This window comes from Acinetobacter sp. TUM15071 (assembly GCF_008980925.1).
In the GTDB taxonomy this organism is placed as follows: domain Bacteria; phylum Pseudomonadota; class Gammaproteobacteria; order Pseudomonadales; family Moraxellaceae; genus Acinetobacter; species Acinetobacter dispersus.
This window is the reverse complement of sequence record NZ_BKGB01000012.1, coordinates 40,434-57,556: the sequence shown is the minus strand read 5'-3', so window position 1 is coordinate 57,556 and position 17,123 is coordinate 40,434. Positions and strand designations below refer to the sequence as shown.

The window sequence follows — 17,123 nt, the reverse complement described above, 5'->3', positions numbered from 1 at the left end:
CTTGATCTAATTATTATGAACAATCAATTTATTCTTATGGTGGAAGATCATTATGAGCTTGCCGCCACAGTTTGTGAATTTCTAGAACAACATGGCTTCGTGGTGGATCATGCACGTAACCTCGATGCCGCCCGTAACTTTTTAAAAACACATCCGTATCATTTACTTTTGCTGGATATCAATTTACCTGACGGCTCAGGGTATGACTTATGTGAATGGCTCCGAATTGATCAAGGCAAAGATATTCCTATTTTGATGTTAACCGCCAGAGATACACTCGATGACAAATTAAAAGGTTTTAGCGCAGGAACAGATGACTACCTCGTAAAACCTTTTGATTTTAATGAACTGGTCATGCGTGTGCGTGCACTGATTAAGCGATCTCTTGGTGAAGTATCAAGCAGTAAAATTCAAATTCACGATCTGATTCTAGACAGTGCGACTCAAACCATAACACGCGCAGGTCAATCAATTGAACTCCCTCGTATTCAATTCAAATTATTAAAAATTTTGATGCGAAACTCTCCCAAAGTGATTACCAAACAAGAAATTATTATCGAGCTGTGGGGCGATGAAGAACCTGAAAGCGATGCATTACGTAGCCATATCTACAATTTAAGAAAGATGATCGATAAACCTTTTCAGGAAAAATTGATCCATACCATATCTGGTGTAGGTCTAAAAGTTGCTTTGGATATGACAGCGCATTAATTTATATATACGACGACGATTAAGCCTGTTGTATTTTCCAATTGCAGATGAGGATGTGTATTTAAATAATATTGTCGGTCGAACAACTCAACTCGCCAGCCCAACTGGGTACATAATTTCTTAACCAACTGTAAACCAATGCCGTGACCTTTGGCGGTAAGTTGAAGTTGTGAACTATTTAACTCCTGAACCTTACAATCATTTGGCATTGCAATACCAATCCCATTATCGGCAATTAGAATACTATTTTTGCGTTGAATGATATGAATATTAGAACCTTGAGAATAATTCAGTGCATTGCGTAAAATATTGCTCAACACCATTTTAGTCATTGAAGGATAAATCCATCGGGCTGATTCCTCAGCATCATCTTGTACAAAAATCTGCACGCCCTTGCCTTGACTGACAGGTTCCAGATCTCTGACTAAATCGCTGATGATATTGGACAACTTCACATGCTCTGCAATCAATGTATTGGTTGTATTACGTGCAATTGCCAGCAAAGTTTCAACCAGTAATTGCATATCATCAATGGTATTCGAAATACGATGCAGTGATTTATCTTCACCGTATCTGACCTGACACAGCTGCACATTCCCTTTTAAAATCGTCAATGGTGTCCGTAATTCATGACTGACATCGCCTGTAAATTCGCGCTCTCGGTTAATAAACTCACTCAATACTTGATGGTATTTTTCTAATGCTTGTTTTAAATATTCAGCTTCCATATTGCCATTGGTACCGATTCCTTGGAATGGAGATGCCTCCTTATACTGATGTGCCCAATCAATATGTTCTAAGGCATTTGCTAAACGGGTAATTGGCGAAAAATAACGTTTGGCCCGCCGATTTGACCACCATAAGATGCTATACAGCACAATCAGACTGAACATTAACGGTGCTAAACCAAACATCCAAACGATTTTATTGACATTGCTTTCACCAAAAACCAGTAGCACATGCTGCCCATTTTTTTCACCATAAACGGTCATACGATCTTTGCCGTCGACAAAGATTCGGTGAACACCTGGTTTTAGCGATTGATTTTGAAATGCTAAAGGTGGTTTTTCACTTTTCCAACGGTAGCCATATAAGTTTTTAGTATCGGGTAAATCAGCATTTGGATTACGATCAACACGCATCCAGTAATGCTCCATTTCTTGTTCAAGTGCAGTTTTAAGCAATGAGCCTTTGATCACCCAGGCACTGCACGCAATCCCAATAATAATTGAAAGCGCGATTAGTCCAATTTGCAACCAATAATAACGATTAAACATCCGACTCAGTGGACGGTTATTGGTATCGCTTTTATGGGTTTTGAACATAATTTAGCCTATTTTCATAACTGCTTGTTTTAATTATACGGCTTTCTTTTTGAACAGGAAGTGACCAATGATCCATTCTTGCCCCTGCTCAAATCCAAACAATTCAGCACAAGCCATAAAAAAGATACGCCAACGTTGCCACCATGCCGCCGCATCTTGCCCGTACACCTTTTCAAAAACTGGTTTTAATTGTTCAGCATTACGATCCATGTTTTCCAGCCATGCATTTGCCGTTTTTTCATAATGCGTACCTGACCACTGCCAATGTTGCGACAATTCCAGATGCTGTTGAAAGTGTAAAAATGTCGAACTTGCAGGCATCAATCCACCTGTAAAAAAGTATCGCGACATCCAGTCATATTCACTTTTGATTTCGAAAGGATAGTGTAAAAATCGATGACAAAAAATATGACACCATAACAGTCCATTCGCTTTGAGCCATGATTGAATTTTTTCAAAAAGCTTTTGGTAATTCCGTACGTGTTCAAACATCTCAACTGAAACAACACGATCAAACGCGTTTTGCTCTAATTCAAGAATATTCACATCACAGGTAATGACTTCAATATTGGTCAAACCAGCTGCTTCAGCTTTGGACAGAATATGCTGACGTTGGGTCGCTGAGTTGGAAACAGCCGTGATTTTTGCGTTTGGATAACGCTCTGCCATCCACAGCGTAAATGAACCCCAACCACACCCTAATTCCAAAATGTGTTGCCCATCGTTTAACTGGGCACGATCGCTATAAATCTGCAATGCAAACTCTTCAGCTTCATCTAATCCAGTTCGATCATGTGGAAAGAAACAAGCGCTATATTTGAGCCGCTTGCCTAAAACCGCCTCAAAAAAAGCCGTGGGCAATTCATAGTGTTGCTCATTGGCTTTATTGGTTTCAATTGCGATCTGGCTATGCTTCAACATGTTCAGCACATCCATATAACGTTGAGCGCCTTGTTCTGGGTCATAGCGGCCCTCTTGAATCAAACGCTTCTTGCTAAGCGCACGAATTGCCGCACGAATCGCCTGATCAGGTACTAAACCACTTTCAACAAGTTTTAATGATTGATTAATAATAAAGTCCATGTGCGTACCTACTCTTTGGGTTTCCACGGAATAAACATAGAAGTTCGTTTTTTATAATCGAGATAATTTTGACCCCGATTTTTAAATGCTTGTTGCTCACTGAATGGAATACCAGTGATGTAATACAAAAATAGCCACATCAAGACTGGATATATCCATAGACTGTATAACCCTGCTGCAAGTCCTATTATTGGATATGCAAACCAGTGTATCCATTCAAAAAAATAATTGGGATGCCGCGAATAACGCCACAGACCTTGATCCATGGTTTTGCCATCATTTTGTTTTTGTTGCTTGAAATGAAACAATTGCTGATCTGCGACCACTTCACCTAGAAATGCAATCAGCATAACAATTCCCGCAATGATCAAAAAAACATGGGTTTGTGGACTCCAGACAGAACTCGGCACATGAAGCAAAGTCCACATCGGGATGGTAAATAAGATTGCCAAACCTGCTTGAAACATAAAAAAGGAATAAAAACCAATATGTTGATATTTCCCCATCGCACGACGCATATTGGCATATCGGCGATCTTCCACTGATTCCGCTTGATACCGACGCCATAAATGCCAACTTAAACGCATAAACCAGATTGAACTGAATATGCCAATAAACAACCTGACATGAATCAAAGCATCATCCACTAACCATGCAGTCAGCAGAATATTCAGCGCAATGCAAAAACTCCAAACAACATCAACAATGCCAGCACGGTGATTGTATGTTGCCCATAACCAACAACCTGTCATTAACACAGCATCAAGTAAAAACAATTGCCACAACATCACTGTCTCCTTGATACGTTAAATCAGTGGATAATTAATAAGGGCTTGCTTCAAATAAAAGCTGTGCATCGCTAATGACCCCTTCTTTAAAGCCGCCCTCGCAATAACACAAATAAAAGTCCCACATTCGAATAAAGTTTTCATCAAAACCTAAAGCAAGAACTTGTGCTTCGGCATTTAAAAAACGTTCCCGCCATTGATGAATGGTTTCAGCATAACTTTGGCCAATATCCTCCAGATGTTTCAAGCGTAACTTCTGCTCTGAAGCCGCTTGTGTTAACACACTGATAGATGGGATAAAACTCCCGGGAAAAATATAGCGCTTAATATAATCTACGCTATGCAGTGCTTTTTTATATCGTGCATCTTCAATCGTAATGGCTTGAATCAGACCTAGGCCATTTGGTTTTAATAAAGACCTACATTGATTAAAGTAATTAGATAAATATTGCTCACCAACAGCTTCAATCATTTCGATCGAAACTAACTTATCAAATTTCCCCTCTAGTAGCCGATAATCCTTAAGTTGGACATTAACTCGATGGCTTAGACCAGCATTGGCAACTCTTTGGATTGCTTCATTATATTGCGCTTGTGAGATGGTAATCGTGGTTACTTTACAGCCGTAATGCTGAGCGGCATAGATAGCAAAACCTCCCCAGCCACTACCGATTTCAACCAGATGATCCATGGGTTTAAGTTGTAACTTCTGACAGATCAACTCTTTTTTATAATCAGAAGCTTGCTCTAGCGTCATCTCCTTGTGCTTGTACACTGCACTAGAGTACATCATGGAAGAATCAAGAAATAATTTGAAAAATTCATTACTTAAATCATAGTGCTCCGCAATATTTTTACGGCTGCCTGCCAACGAATTTTTGCGGGATCTATACCATGCTTTTAATAACAATTGGCTGGCTTGAGATATAAGGTTTTGATTGATCTTATCCAAAACGTCGCGATTTCTTGCCAATATTTGAATCAATTCAACCAGATTTTCACTACTCCAATAGCCACGAATATAGCCCTCCGCGGCACCAAGCACACCATTCTTAAAAATTAGATCAATTAGATCTTTGTGATGAATATCTACAGTTACTTCCAGATCAGAAACTTCACCGACAGTTCCATTCCATTCACCACGAAAGTGAATTTGTCCATGTCGAAGTTTCAGCAAGCCGCGTAAAACCAATGGAAGTGTGTCTTGTTCACCAAAAATTAGCGTTTTTATCATCTCGTTCTAAATCCTTATTCTTTTTGGGATGTCGATAAAATGGAACTTTTTTAAGCCATAGTTGAAATGCTTGTACATAAATTGAAGCTAACATTTTGAAAGGTTCAAATATATGTTGAATAGCATAACGACTAAGCTGTGAAGGAAGTGTGATGTGCGCTAATCCAAACCGCATCGTTGCATCAAAAATGAATTGCTGATTTTGATAAAGCTGCATATGAATCACATTTTGAGTATTAGAGAAGTTAAATTTCCATTTGTATTGAATATCCATTGGCATAAATGGCGAGACATGAAAACTTTTCTCGAAATCAAACTCATAACTGTCATAAGGACTATGATTTTTCAACTTCTGCTGGCAATCATGTACGTAAACCTTGTGTTCATTCCAAGGTGTATTGGTTATCTCGCTCAGTATGAAGACAGGCTGTTTTTGACGATTTAAAATGAAATAGAACACAACCGAATTAAAACTAAAACCCAAGCTTCGTGGTAAAGCCAACACACGGATTTCTGATTGTGGGGTCAAAATCGTGTCTGCTTGCTGCAATAAAATTTTTGTTATTTTCTCTCGCAAATTACCGCTATAGCCTTTAAGGAAATCCTGATCGGATATATTGAGAATATTCCAATGGTTTGTAGAGCATAACCTTGATTGTTTGAGGTTTTCCGCTATTCGATCTGGATCAAAATATAAATAGCTCAATGTCGCCTCAAACTGATGAGGTTTGGGACTAAAACGGCGATGCCTGATTTTAGCTTTCGCAATTGCAAGTTGAGCTTCTAACATCGAGTCCCCCCATATCTTCATCAGCAATTGACATCAGATGGTTCACGACGCGGTCAGCGCTTCTCGCACCATCTTCATGAAATCCCCATCCCCAGTAAGCACCGCAAAATGAACTGCGCTTGTAGCCGTTTATCTCATGCCAACGAGATTGTGCTGCAATCGCAGTTTGATTGAACACAGGATGCCGATAATGTCGTTCAACAAAAATATGATCTTTGGCGATTGGCATATTTGGATTGAGCGTAGAAAAAACCTGCGTCTTACAGTCCAGATTCTGCAAACTGTTCATCCAGTAGCTAAACCCGTAATGAACGCTATCCGCCGAAGCTTCTTTTTGAGCTGTAACATGTACGTGCCAACTGGCCCACTGCGATTGGGATTTTGGCATGATTGATCTATCAGCATGGACGACCATCACGTTATCTTGATAAGCAAAGCACCCTAATATGTCATGCTCTTTCTCGGAAGGCTCTTTAAGCAACTTTAAAGTATCATCGGCATGACTGGCAAAAATCACCCAATCAAATTGCTCTTGCCCATGAGCCGTTATAATTGAAATATGATTTTTACTTCTTATTACATGTTGTACTTCAGTTTTCTTCCAAATCAGCGTTGGGCATTCACGCTGAATCGCGTAGATATAAGATGCTGATCCGCCTTTGACCGTTTGCCATTGTGGGCGATCTTTTAATTGCAACATCCGGTGATGCTGAAAAAAACTAACGACAAACTTATACGGAATCTTGCCAATCTGCTCCACAGGGCTTGACCAGAGTGCTCCGCACATTGGATATAAGTGCTCATCTCTAAAGACTTGTGAATAACCATGTTTATTGAGATATTCTTCAATGCTTAAATTTGTATCAAGTTCATCAACAGCAATCTCTTTATTTTCTCGATAAAAGCGAACTAAATCCGATAACATTAAGCGAAAGTTTTTATTTAGAAAATTTTGTGGTCTCGTTAATAACGACCATTTTTTTGAAGGATTATATTGTAGCCCCGTCACCTGATTATTGACTGAAAAACTCATGTCGCTGTTCTGTGCTTTGACTCCAAGCTCGGCAAGCATCGCACTAAATAATGGATAGTTATGTGCGTTAAAAACAATAAAACCACTGTCTATGGCAACTTTTTTTTGATCAATCCGAAACTCATGTGTATCGGTATGTCCACCAAAATAGTTTTCTTTTTCAAAGATGGTAACTTGATGCTGTTTTGATAACTTCCAAGCCGCATATAATCCAGATATCCCAGAGCCGACGATTGCAATTTTCATAAAACACCCCCGTCACTGTTCTTTTCTATCTTATTTTTCAAACTGTCTAGATGGATTTTATGCGCATCATATATCCGTTGAGGCACAGGCTTGATTGCCCATATGAGTCCACAAAAAGACATCGCTTTCAGAACATAATAAGTGACATCAATTTGCCACCAGAAAAAACCTTGCCGTGTACTCCCTGCATAATAATGATGGTTGTTATGCCAACCTTCACCTAAAGTGATGATCGACAAAAACAGATTATTACGACTATTGTCCTTGGTATCAAAATCCCTACGTCCATAAAGATGAGCGAGCGAATTAATACATAAAGTCGCATGGATCAATAACACCGTTGAAACCACAAAACCCCAAACCAGCAATTGCGGTCCCGATGTACCTAAATTGGGATAAGCAACTGCGAGCCAGTCGCCCAACAAATAAATCGCAGAAGCGGTTATTAAAACAATGACAAAACTAAAACGGTCTAACCAAACAATCTCAGGGAATTTTAGCCAATCTTTAATAATTTCTTTGCGAGTGGAAAAGTTCTGCTGATTCAAGAACCATCCAACATGGCTATACCAAAACCCATGTGTCGATGAATGTGGGTCATGTTCAGTGTCGGTGAAACGATGGTGATAACGATGATGCGCCGTCCACCATAATGGACCGCGTTGCGCACTCATGGTTCCAATCAGAAGGAAAATAAACTGTACTAAGCGTGATGTTTGAAATGTTTTATGTGATAAATAACGATGAAAGAATGCTGTAATTGCAAACATTCGAATCATATAGAAGAGAATCATAAACCAGACAGCGAACCATGAAACGCCCACCCAAAACACAGCTAAGCAAGCAATATGCAATAAAATAAACGGAATAATTCGCAACCATTGGATCTGAGTATCTTTGCTGGTTTTAGACGCTTCGAATTCTGTTAATTCAGAAGAATGTGTAATTGACCAACTGTCTATCCATCCCAGAAAAAACTTTAACATTGATTGTTCCTAACCCATCTCTTCTTATGCTTATAATCTTAGTCAATTCGATATGAAATTTATGTGAAGCCCATAGCATTCAGGCCTAGCGCTTATTCTTTATCTTTGTGCAAAAAACTTAAAAAATATTATTTTAGAAATTAATATCTTATATCCCCTAGAGCATATTAATATAGCCTAAACTGAGTAGTTTAAAAGCTTAATGATCAACATTTTTAAATTGTTTTGATAACACACTTAAAGTTTTCATGTGTTTGCCATAACGACGGCAAGAACGACAAGCAAATAAGTGCAATTGCAGATTACTCTGCTCTCGTAACAGCAATGCTCTATCCTGTTTCTCGGATAATAATTGGGTGGCTTGGCGGCATGTCAACATGAGCAATCCTCCTGCAATAACCATTTATTTTCTAAGCATTCACGTAGTCGGGTGCGGCTGCGATACATTAGTACATTAAAATGTGAAACCGTCAGTTCCAGCTTCTCACAAATTTCATTGGAACTCAGCTCGATCACCTCACGTAGCATAAATACCTGTGCATATTTGGCAGGTAAATGATTAAGACAAGCATCAAAAATAATCCAGAAATCTTGCTGCTCCATCATTTCTTCAGGGCTTTGCCATGCTTGTGGTGCTTCATATTTATGCCAATGTCCAGAAGCATCAAATAGCTCATCTATACTCAGCTCACTTTCTTCATCCTTAAACAATTCACTCATGCTGACTAAACGAGATTTCTGCCGAATCAAATCAATAATCTTATTTTTTAAAATTGCAAACACCCAGGTTTTAAAAGCCGCCCGTCCGCTAAATGAGTCCAGATGTTGAAACGCGCTGGTCAGTGCTTCCTGAACCACATCTTCAGCTTGCTGTATTGAAGACAGTTGTAAAATTGCAAATTTCAGCATCTGTTGTCTTAAATCTTGCAAAAAAGCAGGATTGTGCAATTGATTGAATAGATCATCGTGATTTTTTGCTGAAGCTGAACTCATCCCTGTATCTCATCATTATTATGAGGAATATGAATTAATCTTAACCGAGTTAATAACGCTTTTAACGCATAGATTTGTTGTTGAATTTCCTGTTCATAAAACTCAGGAAGCACAGTCTTGATCAGTTGATAAAGATCTGACTCGGTTAACTTCGCTTGGTTCAGTTGTTCAAGCAACATGGCGAATAAAGGTGACAAAGGTTCAACACAGACCTGATCTAGATCATCTCGCCATACCATAATAGCACTTGGCGCAGGTTCTACCTGTTCAAGCCTCATTGTCGTTGTCCAGTTATAAACGGGATATTGATAGGCCAATATCCAAACTTGGGTGATCAATTGCCAATTTTTATCTTCTGTCGGAGTAGGACTTTCTATTTCGACTGTGTCCAAATAAAGTTCTAACCATTCATACTGCAATAGCTCTGCCAACCAAGGATATTGCTGCAATAGTGGATGTTGTTGTTCCGTGAGATGTTCCCGAAATTGCAGCGAGATATCGTTATATAACGGCGACTGACACTGTGATTTTTGAAAAAATTCTGCCAATAATTGCTGCCACTGCTGTTCAGGTAAGATGCTACGCGCTACAGGAAAGACCAAGTTGATAAATGAACAGACATTATTAAACAACAAATCACGATAGACCTGCATACGGTGCGCTGCAAAGTTTTGTGGTAGCTCTAATTCAGGATCACGAATCCAGTCACAGAACTGTCGCTGCGTGGTATGAAAGGATATTTGTCTTGCTTTCATCACGACCCTCCTGTTGCATTTTTTTAATACTGGTCAATTCATTTTGTAACTGTTGCCAAGATGGAATATTAAAGTCACGTTCCAGTAAAGTCGGCTTAATCCCACAAACTTGATAGGTATATTGAAGGAGTTGCCAAACAGGATCACTGATTGCTGCGCCATGTGTATCGATCAATAGATTTTTTTCAACTTGTTCATGACCTGCCACATGTAAGTAACGAATCCGATCTTTGAGCATCGCATCAATAAAACCATATGCATCACTGCCATGATTAATACTATTTACATAGACATTATTTACATCAAGCAGCAATTCACAGTCTGCTTTGAGCAGCACTTCACGTACAAATTCTGCTTCACGCATTTCTGCATTGGGCATTAAATAGGTAGAGACATTTTCAATCACCAACCTCTGCCCTAAAATATCCTGTACCCGCAAAATACGCTCCGCCACATAATCAACAGCAGCTTCTGTCATCGGGATTGGTAATAAATCATATAAATAGCCGCCATCATGGGTATAACTTAAATGTTCTGAGTAAATCTGCACCTGATAGCTTTGTAGAAAATTTTTAACCTGCTGGATAAATTCAATATTGAGTGGATGAGGTCCACCAATGGATAAAGATAATCCATGACAAATTAAAGGTGCTTTCTCAACACATTGTCCAAGCAGCTTGGCGTGCCGACCACCAAAGCCCATCCAGTTTTCAGGAGCAACTTCAATAAAATCTGGATGAGTATCTGCATTTAAAAACGCATCAATAAACTCACGTCTTAAACCCAGACCTACACCAGCCAATTCAGCCATGGTGAAACTCCTATGATTAGAATGATGCCGACCTAAGCTTTAGACCGACATCACCCATGATTGAAGGGATTATTTGGCCCCGCACTTGCCGTCAGCCACTTTTTTATCTGCACCACATTTTGCATCAGCAGCTTTCTTGGCTGCACCGCATTTAGCTTCAGCAGATTTTTGCTGTTGTTTGGCTTTATTGGCGCCACATTTCGCTTCACCACATTTTCCATCAGCAGCTTTGCTTGCATGGGCCTCTGTCGTCGTTGTCGTTGCTGCAACAGTCACTTGGGTTACGCCAGCAACAGAGAGTGCTAATAACGCTGCAACTGAAGTCATCGAATTAAGTTTGCTCATTTTTCTATTCCTTTTAAGGTAAATGCTCGGTTTGTACAAAGGTACATAAAGTTAGACGGCGTAAATCTCGATTTATTACAGTGCAAATAAAAAAAATTTATGTAAGAAATTGAATCCTCACCCGACTAATGATCATTCAATCCTATTCGGTGTGAAATTATCATGAAGAACTTTTTGTATGCGCTGACTCAGTACTATCAAAACATCTGCTCAGCACTCAAACATGCGGATGGCATCGCGGCACTTGCCTTACGTTGTTATCTTGTTCCAATCTTTTGGATGGCTGGCACGAATAAACTGATGCATTTTCAAGATACGGTGGAATGGTTCGGTAATAGTGATTGGGGCTTGGGTTTACCCTTTCCTTACCTCATGGCAACGTTAGCAACATCAACAGAACTTGCTGGGGCTGTGCTTTTAACGCTTGGTCTTTTGACACGGTGGATTAGTATTCCATTGATCATTACCATGCTCGTCGCCATTTTCACTGTACATCTGCCAAATGGCTGGCAAGCGATAGCCGATCCCAATGCACCCTTTGCCAATGCACAAGTACTCGCCTCTGCTGAAAAACTGGAAGCAGCTCGGGGAATTCTAGAAAACTACGGTAATTATGACTGGCTAACATCCAGTGGCTCATTTGTGATTTTAAATAATGGAATTGAGTTTGCTGTTACTTATCTGATCATGTTATTGGCTTTAATCGTATTGGGTGGTGGTCGTTATTTCAGTTTAGATTATTGGATAAAGCGAAAATTTTCGAAGTAGTTTTGTCAAAATGGTTTCAACGTGAATAAAGTCAGGAAGCTGACTGCAATATTACAATTTTGTCATTTATAAATATCTGATTATCTTTGACGCTAAAATGACAAAACAAGATTTGGGGCTATGTTGAAAAATGCGAATACTTCTCGTTGAAGATGAACAAAAAACGGGAGACTATCTCCAAAAAGGTTTAACCGAAGCAGGCTATGTGACAGATTGGAGCCAAGATGGCATTTCTGGTCTGCATCATGCTGTGACAGAACAATATGACCTGATTATTTTAGATGTCATGCTTCCGAAGCTGGATGGCTGGAAAATCCTCACTGAAATTCGCAAAGTGAATACCTTCCTACCCGTTCTATTTCTGACAGCCAGAGATCAAATTGAAGATCGCGTTAAAGGTTTAGAATTGGGTGCAGATGATTTCCTGATTAAACCCTTTGCATTCGCTGAATTATTGGCACGAATCAAAACCTTGTTAAAACGCGGTCAGATCAAAGAGGAACAGACTTTTTACTCTGTCGCTGATTTGCATCTAGATTTGATTAAACGTCGTGTCGTCCGCTCTGGGCAACGAATTGACCTGACAGCTAAAGAGTTTTCCTTACTTGAACTGTTTATGCGTAGACAAGGTGAAGTTTTACCAAAATCACTGATCGCTGCTTTGGTTTGGGATATTAACTTTGATAGCGATACCAATGTGGTTGAAGTCGCTATTCGCAGGCTCAGAAATAAAATAGATACAGATTTTAGCCCTAAGCTGATTAAAAACATTCGGGGCATGGGCTATGTCTTAGAGATCGAAGATGAGCAATAAATTATTTCGTTCTATTGGCTTTAGAATCAGTTTCATTTCCACTCTATTCACGATTTTGATCTTGGTCATTATGGGCGTCTTCGTCAATCAACATGTGGTTAATTATTTTTACCAACAAAATCAAAAAGAAATTGAAGGTAAAATTCAGCTGATCGAAAACCTATTCCAACAGAAACCTAGCAATTTTAAGGACGGTTTAGATGAGGCTTTGATTGGGCATGATAATCTGGTGATCCAGATCAAACTGGCCAATGGTCAAACCATTTATAATAAAAAGAATAACCACACCGATCTCAGCCAATTAATTCAAACTAAAAATGGGCAATGGATGAATTGGAAAAACAACAATCAAAGCTACCAAGGCATCATGGTGAATAAGGTTCTTCGCTATGGCGAAACCAATCAAAACATGCAAATCATTGCTGCAATTGAAGTCACCGATAATTTCTACTTCTTACATTCTTTTAAACAGCAACTACTGATTATTGGTCTTCTCGGTGTGATTGGTCTGATGTTTTTAGGCTGGTTAGCCACTTGGCAAGGTTTAGGTCCGATTCGGAACATGGCAAGACTTTCAGAAAACATTTCTGCAAATAATCTGTCCAATCGTCTAGATCTGAAAAATATCCCGATTGAACTTGCACCATTAGCTACAGCATTCAATGACATGCTGGATCGCTTAGAAATTTCGGTAGATAAACTTTCTGCATTCTCAAGCGATTTGGCCCATGAGATCAGAACACCGATCAATAATTTAATGATGCAAACCCAAGTTTCCTTAACTAAACCAAGAACGATTGAGCAATATCAAGATGTACTCTTTTCAAATTTGGAAGAATACGAACACTTAGCAAAAATGATTTCAGATATGCTTTTTCTAGCAAAATCGGATCATAATCTGGCGCTAAAAAGTAAAAAGAATATTGATTTAGCGCAAGAAATGAAGATCCTATTTGAATATTTTGAAGCATTTGCTTCAGATAAGAACATTCATTTAGAGCAATTAGGTCAGGCACATATTGAAGCTGAACCTGCAATGATCCGTCGAGCCTTTAATAATTTGATTTCTAATGCAATTAAATATGGCGAAGCTGATTCTGTTTTGCAAATCCAGTTAAGTGAAGATGCTCAAAACTCTGTGATTCTGATTAAAAATAAAGTGCCCGCTGAAATGCAGACGCTCACATCTTTACAACTTTCACGTTTCTTTGACCGCTTCTATCGTCTGGACTCATCGCGACACAAGGCTGAAGATGGTACAGGTTTAGGGTTAGCCATTACCAAATCGATTATCGAAATTCATGATGCGGCAATTGATGTATTTATTGAAGGTGAAAACATCGTTTTTCGGATTATTTTCCATAAATAAAGGTGGCTAATTTAGCAGCCCAAATACGATAAAGGATCATAAAGCTCATCCCTAAGCGTTATGATCCTACTATTGAAATTCTGTATTACTTTGATGGATTCTGACCATCATTGCCTTGTATAACAGTATTACGTTCCTTATTTTTCTCTAGGAACATTAATCCACCATCTGCGTAGCTTAGACTTGCTGTTGATGCAAATGATACGATCAGGATGAGTTTAACCAATGCTTTCATTTGTATTTACCTGTTCTCTCTTAACTCTCTATAAGATAGAACAGGTAGCCCAACAGCAGCATGACCTGAAAATGACAATTTTGTCATTTTTATCAATGCTTAATACTACAGCGGTTGATCCAATATAGATGATCCCTTAGTTGGATATTAGTCTTGATCTAAAGATGTTAATAAATGAACCACAGCATCACCTGCCAGTTGCATTGACTTTGGATCGACCTGCTCAATCGTGTCACATGCTTTGTGATAGCAAGGTGCGAACTCAAGCTCATCGCCTTTCATTTGCTCATTAAATAAGATCACAGAGGTCACTGGAACTTTATCTAAGAACGGTGCTGTATCACTTGCGGTTAGGGTTGCAACATCTTCTTTAATTTCCAGATTTTTTGCTTTAAAAAATGCTTTGAGCGTATTCTCTAATGCTAAATCACCGCTATGACTTGGAATACTACGTAAACCATCAAGGAGTGGTTTATAGTCCTGTTCCTGCATGCCACGCTCTTTTAACATTTTTTCCATTTCATCTAGAGATGATTTATCACCATCTGCAATCAGGATTTCAGGATCTTTGGTGCCGACCATATCCACATTGATATAGGCTTTAATGGCTTTTAACTGTTCAGCAGTCAGTTTCTCCACATAAGCTTGAGAACCTGCAATCCCTACTTCTTCCGAATCCCAAAATACCAGATAAATGGTGTGTTTCGGTTTTACTTTTTGGCTCGATAATTGTGTCATCAAGTCGAGCAACAAGGCCACACCTGAAGCATTATCATTGATGCCAGGTCCCATTTTGACTGAATCATAATGTGCTCCCAGCAAAATTATGCTTTGTGCTGATTCTCCGGGAATCTCCACAATAATATTCTTGCCTTTGGTCTTTTCCCGATTTTCAAAAGTCTGAAGCTCTGTACTAAAACCTGCTTTCTTGGCCTGATCTAAAATATAATCTGCACTTGCTAAACCACCTTGCGTACCCACAGCACGATTGCCACCATGCTGTTTGGCAATTTGTTCAAATGCATGTAAATGCGTCATCATCTGTGCTGCATCCAGTTTTAAACCAGATTGACTCACATCTTCAATTTTTTCTTTGGAATGCGGCTCGTTTTTTTGACAACCACTGATTGCAAACATGCTAGTTAAAACACAAACACCTAAAAATTTATTAAAAAACATAAAACAAATTTAAACCGTTTTTATAAAGTAGGCTTAATACTAGATTTGTGCATGGTGATTTGCCATTTCGATTTGTATCTTGTGTTGTTCTCCAATCAGGAACATATCGCGGCTTATTCCAAATGACCGACAAAACCCGTTCTCAATGAAACAGGCTTTGTACTGAGACCGAGGTTATTTTAGCCATGATTTAAACTGCTAAAAATCTGTTCGAGTACTTCGCCAAGCGCAAGAATCTCATGATCAGTATTCAGTAAACCATCTATTTCTAATCCGACAGGTAATTTTGATTTTGTGCCACAGCCAATCGGCAAACTCAGCCCTGGTAAGCCAATATTACTCCCCGGATCGGTATTGCGAATCAGCCTTTGGAAATTTTCAATTGAACTCACTTGCTCATTTGCCAGTGGCGCAACAATGGCTGAGGTTGGAAAAATTAAAGCATTGAGTTGATATTCATTGAAGGTTTTTTCATAGAGTGAAAGCAACTGTGGTCGAGCCGTTGTGATCGCATCCTGATATAAAGCTTCGACCGCCACAGACTGACCCGCGTCATCCACAATCAATTCAGGCAAAATATTTTGCTGAAAGAGTTGCTGCACATCTGGGCTTGAAATTTGCTCCACAATAGCGTCTAGATCTATTCCAACTTCATGATTTTTTAAATATTCAATCAAGTCATATTTGCCTTCGTAGATCACCACTGGAAAAGAAATACGATGATTCAGCTGCTCTAACTCAGGCATTTCCACACTGATGATTTCAATCCCAGCATTTTTTAAAAGTTGCAGTGCCTGATCAGCCTGTTGCTGAACATCTTCATCCAGGTTTTCCCAAAAATATGCACATAGCCCAAGCCTCATGGGTTGCATCGATATACGAGCTGGGATTTGTTGTTGAGTAATCAATTGATCAATCAAGATGATATCAGATACCGAATGTGCCATTGGGCCTGCGGTATCACGTGTATGAGAGATTGGAGTAATACTCTCTTGAGCATAGCGTCCAATCGTTGGACGAAAACCAACACAGCCATTCAATGCACTAGGTAGTCTGACCGATGCACCTGTATCAGTCCCCATTGCAATCGGCACCATGCCTGTAGCAACCGCGACTGCACTTCCCGAAGAAGAACCGCCTGCAATATGTAAAGGATTTACCGCATTACGAGTGCCAATCACACCATCAATATGCATCGCGGTATTATAACCTGTCACGCCAAATGCCAATTCATGCATATGGGCTTTACCCACAACAATCGCACCTTGATCAATCAATGCTTGAATCACTGGAGCCGTTACTTTGGGTCTGAATCCGATTAAGGCAGGTGTTCCTGCCGTATTGCTAAAACCAGCAACATGAATATTATCTTTTACCGCCAGCAATACCCCGATTAATGCAGGGTAAGGTTTGCCTTCTGCAATAGATTGATCCCAAAATTGTGCCTGTTGACGCGCTGCAGCATAATCAAGACTGATAAAAGCATTGAGGGACTGCTGTGCATCAATCTTTTCAAAATAGTGATCTACCAATTGTTCACAAGAAACTTTGCGCTCAGTAACTAGTGCTGTAATTTCCTTGATTGTTACTTTATCAAGATGAATACATTGATCTAAAAATACTTTTTCTTTGATATTTAACATTGTGACTTAAAATCC

General features: G+C 39.3%; 19 protein-coding genes. 4 read left to right on the top strand and 15 right to left on the bottom strand.

Annotation, left to right across the window (positions count from 1 at the left end):
* Positions 1-15: 15 nt before the first annotated feature.
* On the top strand, positions 16-711 hold the full coding sequence (locus GBI66_RS12515) for a response regulator transcription factor (RefSeq protein ID WP_033132829.1): 696 nt from the start codon (positions 16-18) through the stop codon (positions 709-711).
* Here GBI66_RS12515 and GBI66_RS12510 read toward each other — a convergent pair.
* The 12 genes from GBI66_RS12510 to GBI66_RS12455 form a co-directional block, all read right to left on the bottom strand.
* On the bottom strand, positions 708-2,036 hold the full coding sequence (locus tag GBI66_RS12510) for a HAMP domain-containing sensor histidine kinase (protein ID WP_151716328.1): 1,329 nt from the start codon (positions 2,034-2,036) through the stop codon (positions 708-710). The two genes, GBI66_RS12515 and GBI66_RS12510, sit on opposite strands and share 4 nt — an antisense overlap.
* Positions 2,037-2,069: 33 nt before the next feature.
* Positions 2,070-3,119, bottom strand: coding sequence for a cyclopropane-fatty-acyl-phospholipid synthase family protein (locus GBI66_RS12505; protein WP_151716327.1), 1,050 nt, complete (start codon positions 3,117-3,119; stop codon positions 2,070-2,072).
* Positions 3,120-3,127: 8 nt separating this feature from the next.
* Positions 3,128-3,907, bottom strand: coding sequence for a DUF1295 domain-containing protein (locus GBI66_RS12500; RefSeq protein WP_151716326.1), 780 nt, complete (start codon positions 3,905-3,907; stop codon positions 3,128-3,130).
* A gap of 34 nt (positions 3,908-3,941) precedes the next feature.
* Positions 3,942-5,141 (bottom strand): cyclopropane-fatty-acyl-phospholipid synthase family protein, encoded by a 1,200-nt coding sequence (locus GBI66_RS12495; RefSeq protein ID WP_151716325.1) that lies wholly within the window; start codon positions 5,139-5,141, stop codon positions 3,942-3,944.
* Positions 5,116-5,931: a DUF1365 domain-containing protein gene (locus tag GBI66_RS12490; protein WP_151716324.1), complete on the bottom strand. Its 816-nt coding sequence runs from the start codon at positions 5,929-5,931 to the stop codon at positions 5,116-5,118. Before GBI66_RS12490 ends, GBI66_RS12495 begins: the two co-directional genes overlap by 26 nt.
* Positions 5,897-7,210: an NAD(P)/FAD-dependent oxidoreductase gene (locus tag GBI66_RS12485; RefSeq protein WP_151716323.1), complete on the bottom strand. Its 1,314-nt coding sequence runs from the start codon at positions 7,208-7,210 to the stop codon at positions 5,897-5,899. The genes GBI66_RS12490 and GBI66_RS12485 overlap by 35 nt, the downstream gene beginning before the upstream one ends.
* A complete protein-coding gene (locus tag GBI66_RS12480; RefSeq protein ID WP_151716322.1) occupies positions 7,207-8,196 on the bottom strand; it encodes an acyl-CoA desaturase in 990 nt (329 codons plus the stop codon). The genes GBI66_RS12485 and GBI66_RS12480 overlap by 4 nt, the downstream gene beginning before the upstream one ends.
* Before the next feature lie 199 nt (positions 8,197-8,395).
* Positions 8,396-8,575, bottom strand: a complete 180-nt coding sequence (locus tag GBI66_RS12475; protein ID WP_004653549.1) for a zf-HC2 domain-containing protein — start codon at positions 8,573-8,575, stop codon at positions 8,396-8,398.
* Entirely contained in the window at positions 8,569-9,189 is a 621-nt protein-coding gene (locus GBI66_RS12470) for an RNA polymerase factor sigma-70 (RefSeq protein ID WP_005188352.1), read from the bottom strand. The genes GBI66_RS12475 and GBI66_RS12470 overlap by 7 nt, the downstream gene beginning before the upstream one ends.
* Positions 9,186-9,944: a DUF2063 domain-containing protein gene (locus GBI66_RS12465; RefSeq protein ID WP_005188351.1), complete on the bottom strand. Its 759-nt coding sequence runs from the start codon at positions 9,942-9,944 to the stop codon at positions 9,186-9,188. The genes GBI66_RS12470 and GBI66_RS12465 overlap by 4 nt, the downstream gene beginning before the upstream one ends.
* Entirely contained in the window at positions 9,895-10,755 is an 861-nt protein-coding gene (locus tag GBI66_RS12460; protein WP_151716321.1) for a DUF692 domain-containing protein, read from the bottom strand. Before GBI66_RS12460 ends, GBI66_RS12465 begins: the two co-directional genes overlap by 50 nt.
* Positions 10,756-10,824: 69 nt before the next feature.
* On the bottom strand, positions 10,825-11,100 hold the full coding sequence (locus GBI66_RS12455) for a hypothetical protein (protein WP_151716320.1): 276 nt from the start codon (positions 11,098-11,100) through the stop codon (positions 10,825-10,827).
* A gap of 162 nt (positions 11,101-11,262) precedes the next feature.
* Between GBI66_RS12455 and GBI66_RS12450 the strand changes: the two genes are divergently transcribed.
* The 3 genes from GBI66_RS12450 to GBI66_RS12440 all read left to right on the top strand — a co-directional run bounded on the left by GBI66_RS12450 (position 11,263) and on the right by GBI66_RS12440 (position 14,051).
* The gene (locus GBI66_RS12450) at positions 11,263-11,868 is read left to right on the top strand and encodes a DoxX family protein (RefSeq protein ID WP_151716319.1); all 606 of its coding nucleotides are present in this window, start codon (positions 11,263-11,265) and stop codon (positions 11,866-11,868) included.
* A 130-nt stretch (positions 11,869-11,998) separates the two neighbouring features.
* Positions 11,999-12,682 (top strand): heavy metal response regulator transcription factor, encoded by a 684-nt coding sequence (locus tag GBI66_RS12445; protein WP_004806928.1) that lies wholly within the window; start codon positions 11,999-12,001, stop codon positions 12,680-12,682.
* The gene (locus tag GBI66_RS12440) at positions 12,672-14,051 is read left to right on the top strand and encodes a heavy metal sensor histidine kinase (RefSeq protein WP_151716318.1); all 1,380 of its coding nucleotides are present in this window, start codon (positions 12,672-12,674) and stop codon (positions 14,049-14,051) included. The genes GBI66_RS12445 and GBI66_RS12440 overlap by 11 nt, the downstream gene beginning before the upstream one ends.
* A gap of 85 nt (positions 14,052-14,136) precedes the next feature.
* Here the strand turns inward: GBI66_RS12440 and GBI66_RS19465 are convergent, their stop codons facing one another.
* From GBI66_RS19465 to iaaH, 3 genes are all read right to left on the bottom strand, one after another.
* Positions 14,137-14,286 (bottom strand): hypothetical protein, encoded by a 150-nt coding sequence (locus tag GBI66_RS19465; RefSeq protein ID WP_005212443.1) that lies wholly within the window; start codon positions 14,284-14,286, stop codon positions 14,137-14,139.
* A gap of 147 nt (positions 14,287-14,433) precedes the next feature.
* Complete coding sequence (locus tag GBI66_RS12435) at positions 14,434-15,465, bottom strand: M20/M25/M40 family metallo-hydrolase (RefSeq protein ID WP_151716317.1); 1,032 nt, start codon at positions 15,463-15,465, stop codon at positions 14,434-14,436.
* 179 nt (positions 15,466-15,644) lie between these two features.
* Complete coding sequence (gene iaaH / locus GBI66_RS12430; RefSeq protein WP_151716316.1) at positions 15,645-17,108, bottom strand: indoleacetamide hydrolase; 1,464 nt, start codon at positions 17,106-17,108, stop codon at positions 15,645-15,647.
* Positions 17,109-17,123 lie beyond the last annotated feature (15 nt).

What these genes read in the sequence shown, in the direction of transcription:
- GBI66_RS12470 (WP_005188352.1), bottom strand. Translation starts at nt 9,189, where the DNA reads ATGAGTTCAGCTTCAGCAAAAAATCACGATGATCTATTCAATCAATTG.
- GBI66_RS12515 (WP_033132829.1), top strand. Translation starts at nt 16, where the DNA reads ATGAACAATCAATTTATTCTTATGGTGGAAGATCATTATGAGCTTGCC.
- GBI66_RS12455 (WP_151716320.1), bottom strand. Translation starts at nt 11,100, where the DNA reads ATGAGCAAACTTAATTCGATGACTTCAGTTGCAGCGTTATTAGCACTC.
- GBI66_RS12450 (WP_151716319.1), top strand. Translation starts at nt 11,263, where the DNA reads ATGAAGAACTTTTTGTATGCGCTGACTCAGTACTATCAAAACATCTGC.
- GBI66_RS12495 (WP_151716325.1), bottom strand. Translation starts at nt 5,141, where the DNA reads ATGATAAAAACGCTAATTTTTGGTGAACAAGACACACTTCCATTGGTT.
- GBI66_RS12480 (WP_151716322.1), bottom strand. Translation starts at nt 8,196, where the DNA reads ATGTTAAAGTTTTTTCTGGGATGGATAGACAGTTGGTCAATTACACAT.
- GBI66_RS12465 (WP_005188351.1), bottom strand. Translation starts at nt 9,944, where the DNA reads ATGAAAGCAAGACAAATATCCTTTCATACCACGCAGCGACAGTTCTGT.
- GBI66_RS12475 (WP_004653549.1), bottom strand. Translation starts at nt 8,575, where the DNA reads ATGTTGACATGCCGCCAAGCCACCCAATTATTATCCGAGAAACAGGAT.
- GBI66_RS12500 (WP_151716326.1), bottom strand. Translation starts at nt 3,907, where the DNA reads ATGTTGTGGCAATTGTTTTTACTTGATGCTGTGTTAATGACAGGTTGT.
- GBI66_RS12485 (WP_151716323.1), bottom strand. Translation starts at nt 7,210, where the DNA reads ATGAAAATTGCAATCGTCGGCTCTGGGATATCTGGATTATATGCGGCT.
- GBI66_RS12445 (WP_004806928.1), top strand. Translation starts at nt 11,999, where the DNA reads ATGCGAATACTTCTCGTTGAAGATGAACAAAAAACGGGAGACTATCTC.
- GBI66_RS12510 (WP_151716328.1), bottom strand. Translation starts at nt 2,036, where the DNA reads ATGTTCAAAACCCATAAAAGCGATACCAATAACCGTCCACTGAGTCGG.
- GBI66_RS12505 (WP_151716327.1), bottom strand. Translation starts at nt 3,119, where the DNA reads ATGGACTTTATTATTAATCAATCATTAAAACTTGTTGAAAGTGGTTTA.
- GBI66_RS12440 (WP_151716318.1), top strand. Translation starts at nt 12,672, where the DNA reads ATGAGCAATAAATTATTTCGTTCTATTGGCTTTAGAATCAGTTTCATT.
- iaaH (WP_151716316.1), bottom strand. Translation starts at nt 17,108, where the DNA reads ATGTTAAATATCAAAGAAAAAGTATTTTTAGATCAATGTATTCATCTT.
- GBI66_RS19465 (WP_005212443.1), bottom strand. Translation starts at nt 14,286, where the DNA reads ATGAAAGCATTGGTTAAACTCATCCTGATCGTATCATTTGCATCAACA.
- GBI66_RS12490 (WP_151716324.1), bottom strand. Translation starts at nt 5,931, where the DNA reads ATGTTAGAAGCTCAACTTGCAATTGCGAAAGCTAAAATCAGGCATCGC.
- GBI66_RS12460 (WP_151716321.1), bottom strand. Translation starts at nt 10,755, where the DNA reads ATGGCTGAATTGGCTGGTGTAGGTCTGGGTTTAAGACGTGAGTTTATT.
- GBI66_RS12435 (WP_151716317.1), bottom strand. Translation starts at nt 15,465, where the DNA reads ATGTTTTTTAATAAATTTTTAGGTGTTTGTGTTTTAACTAGCATGTTT.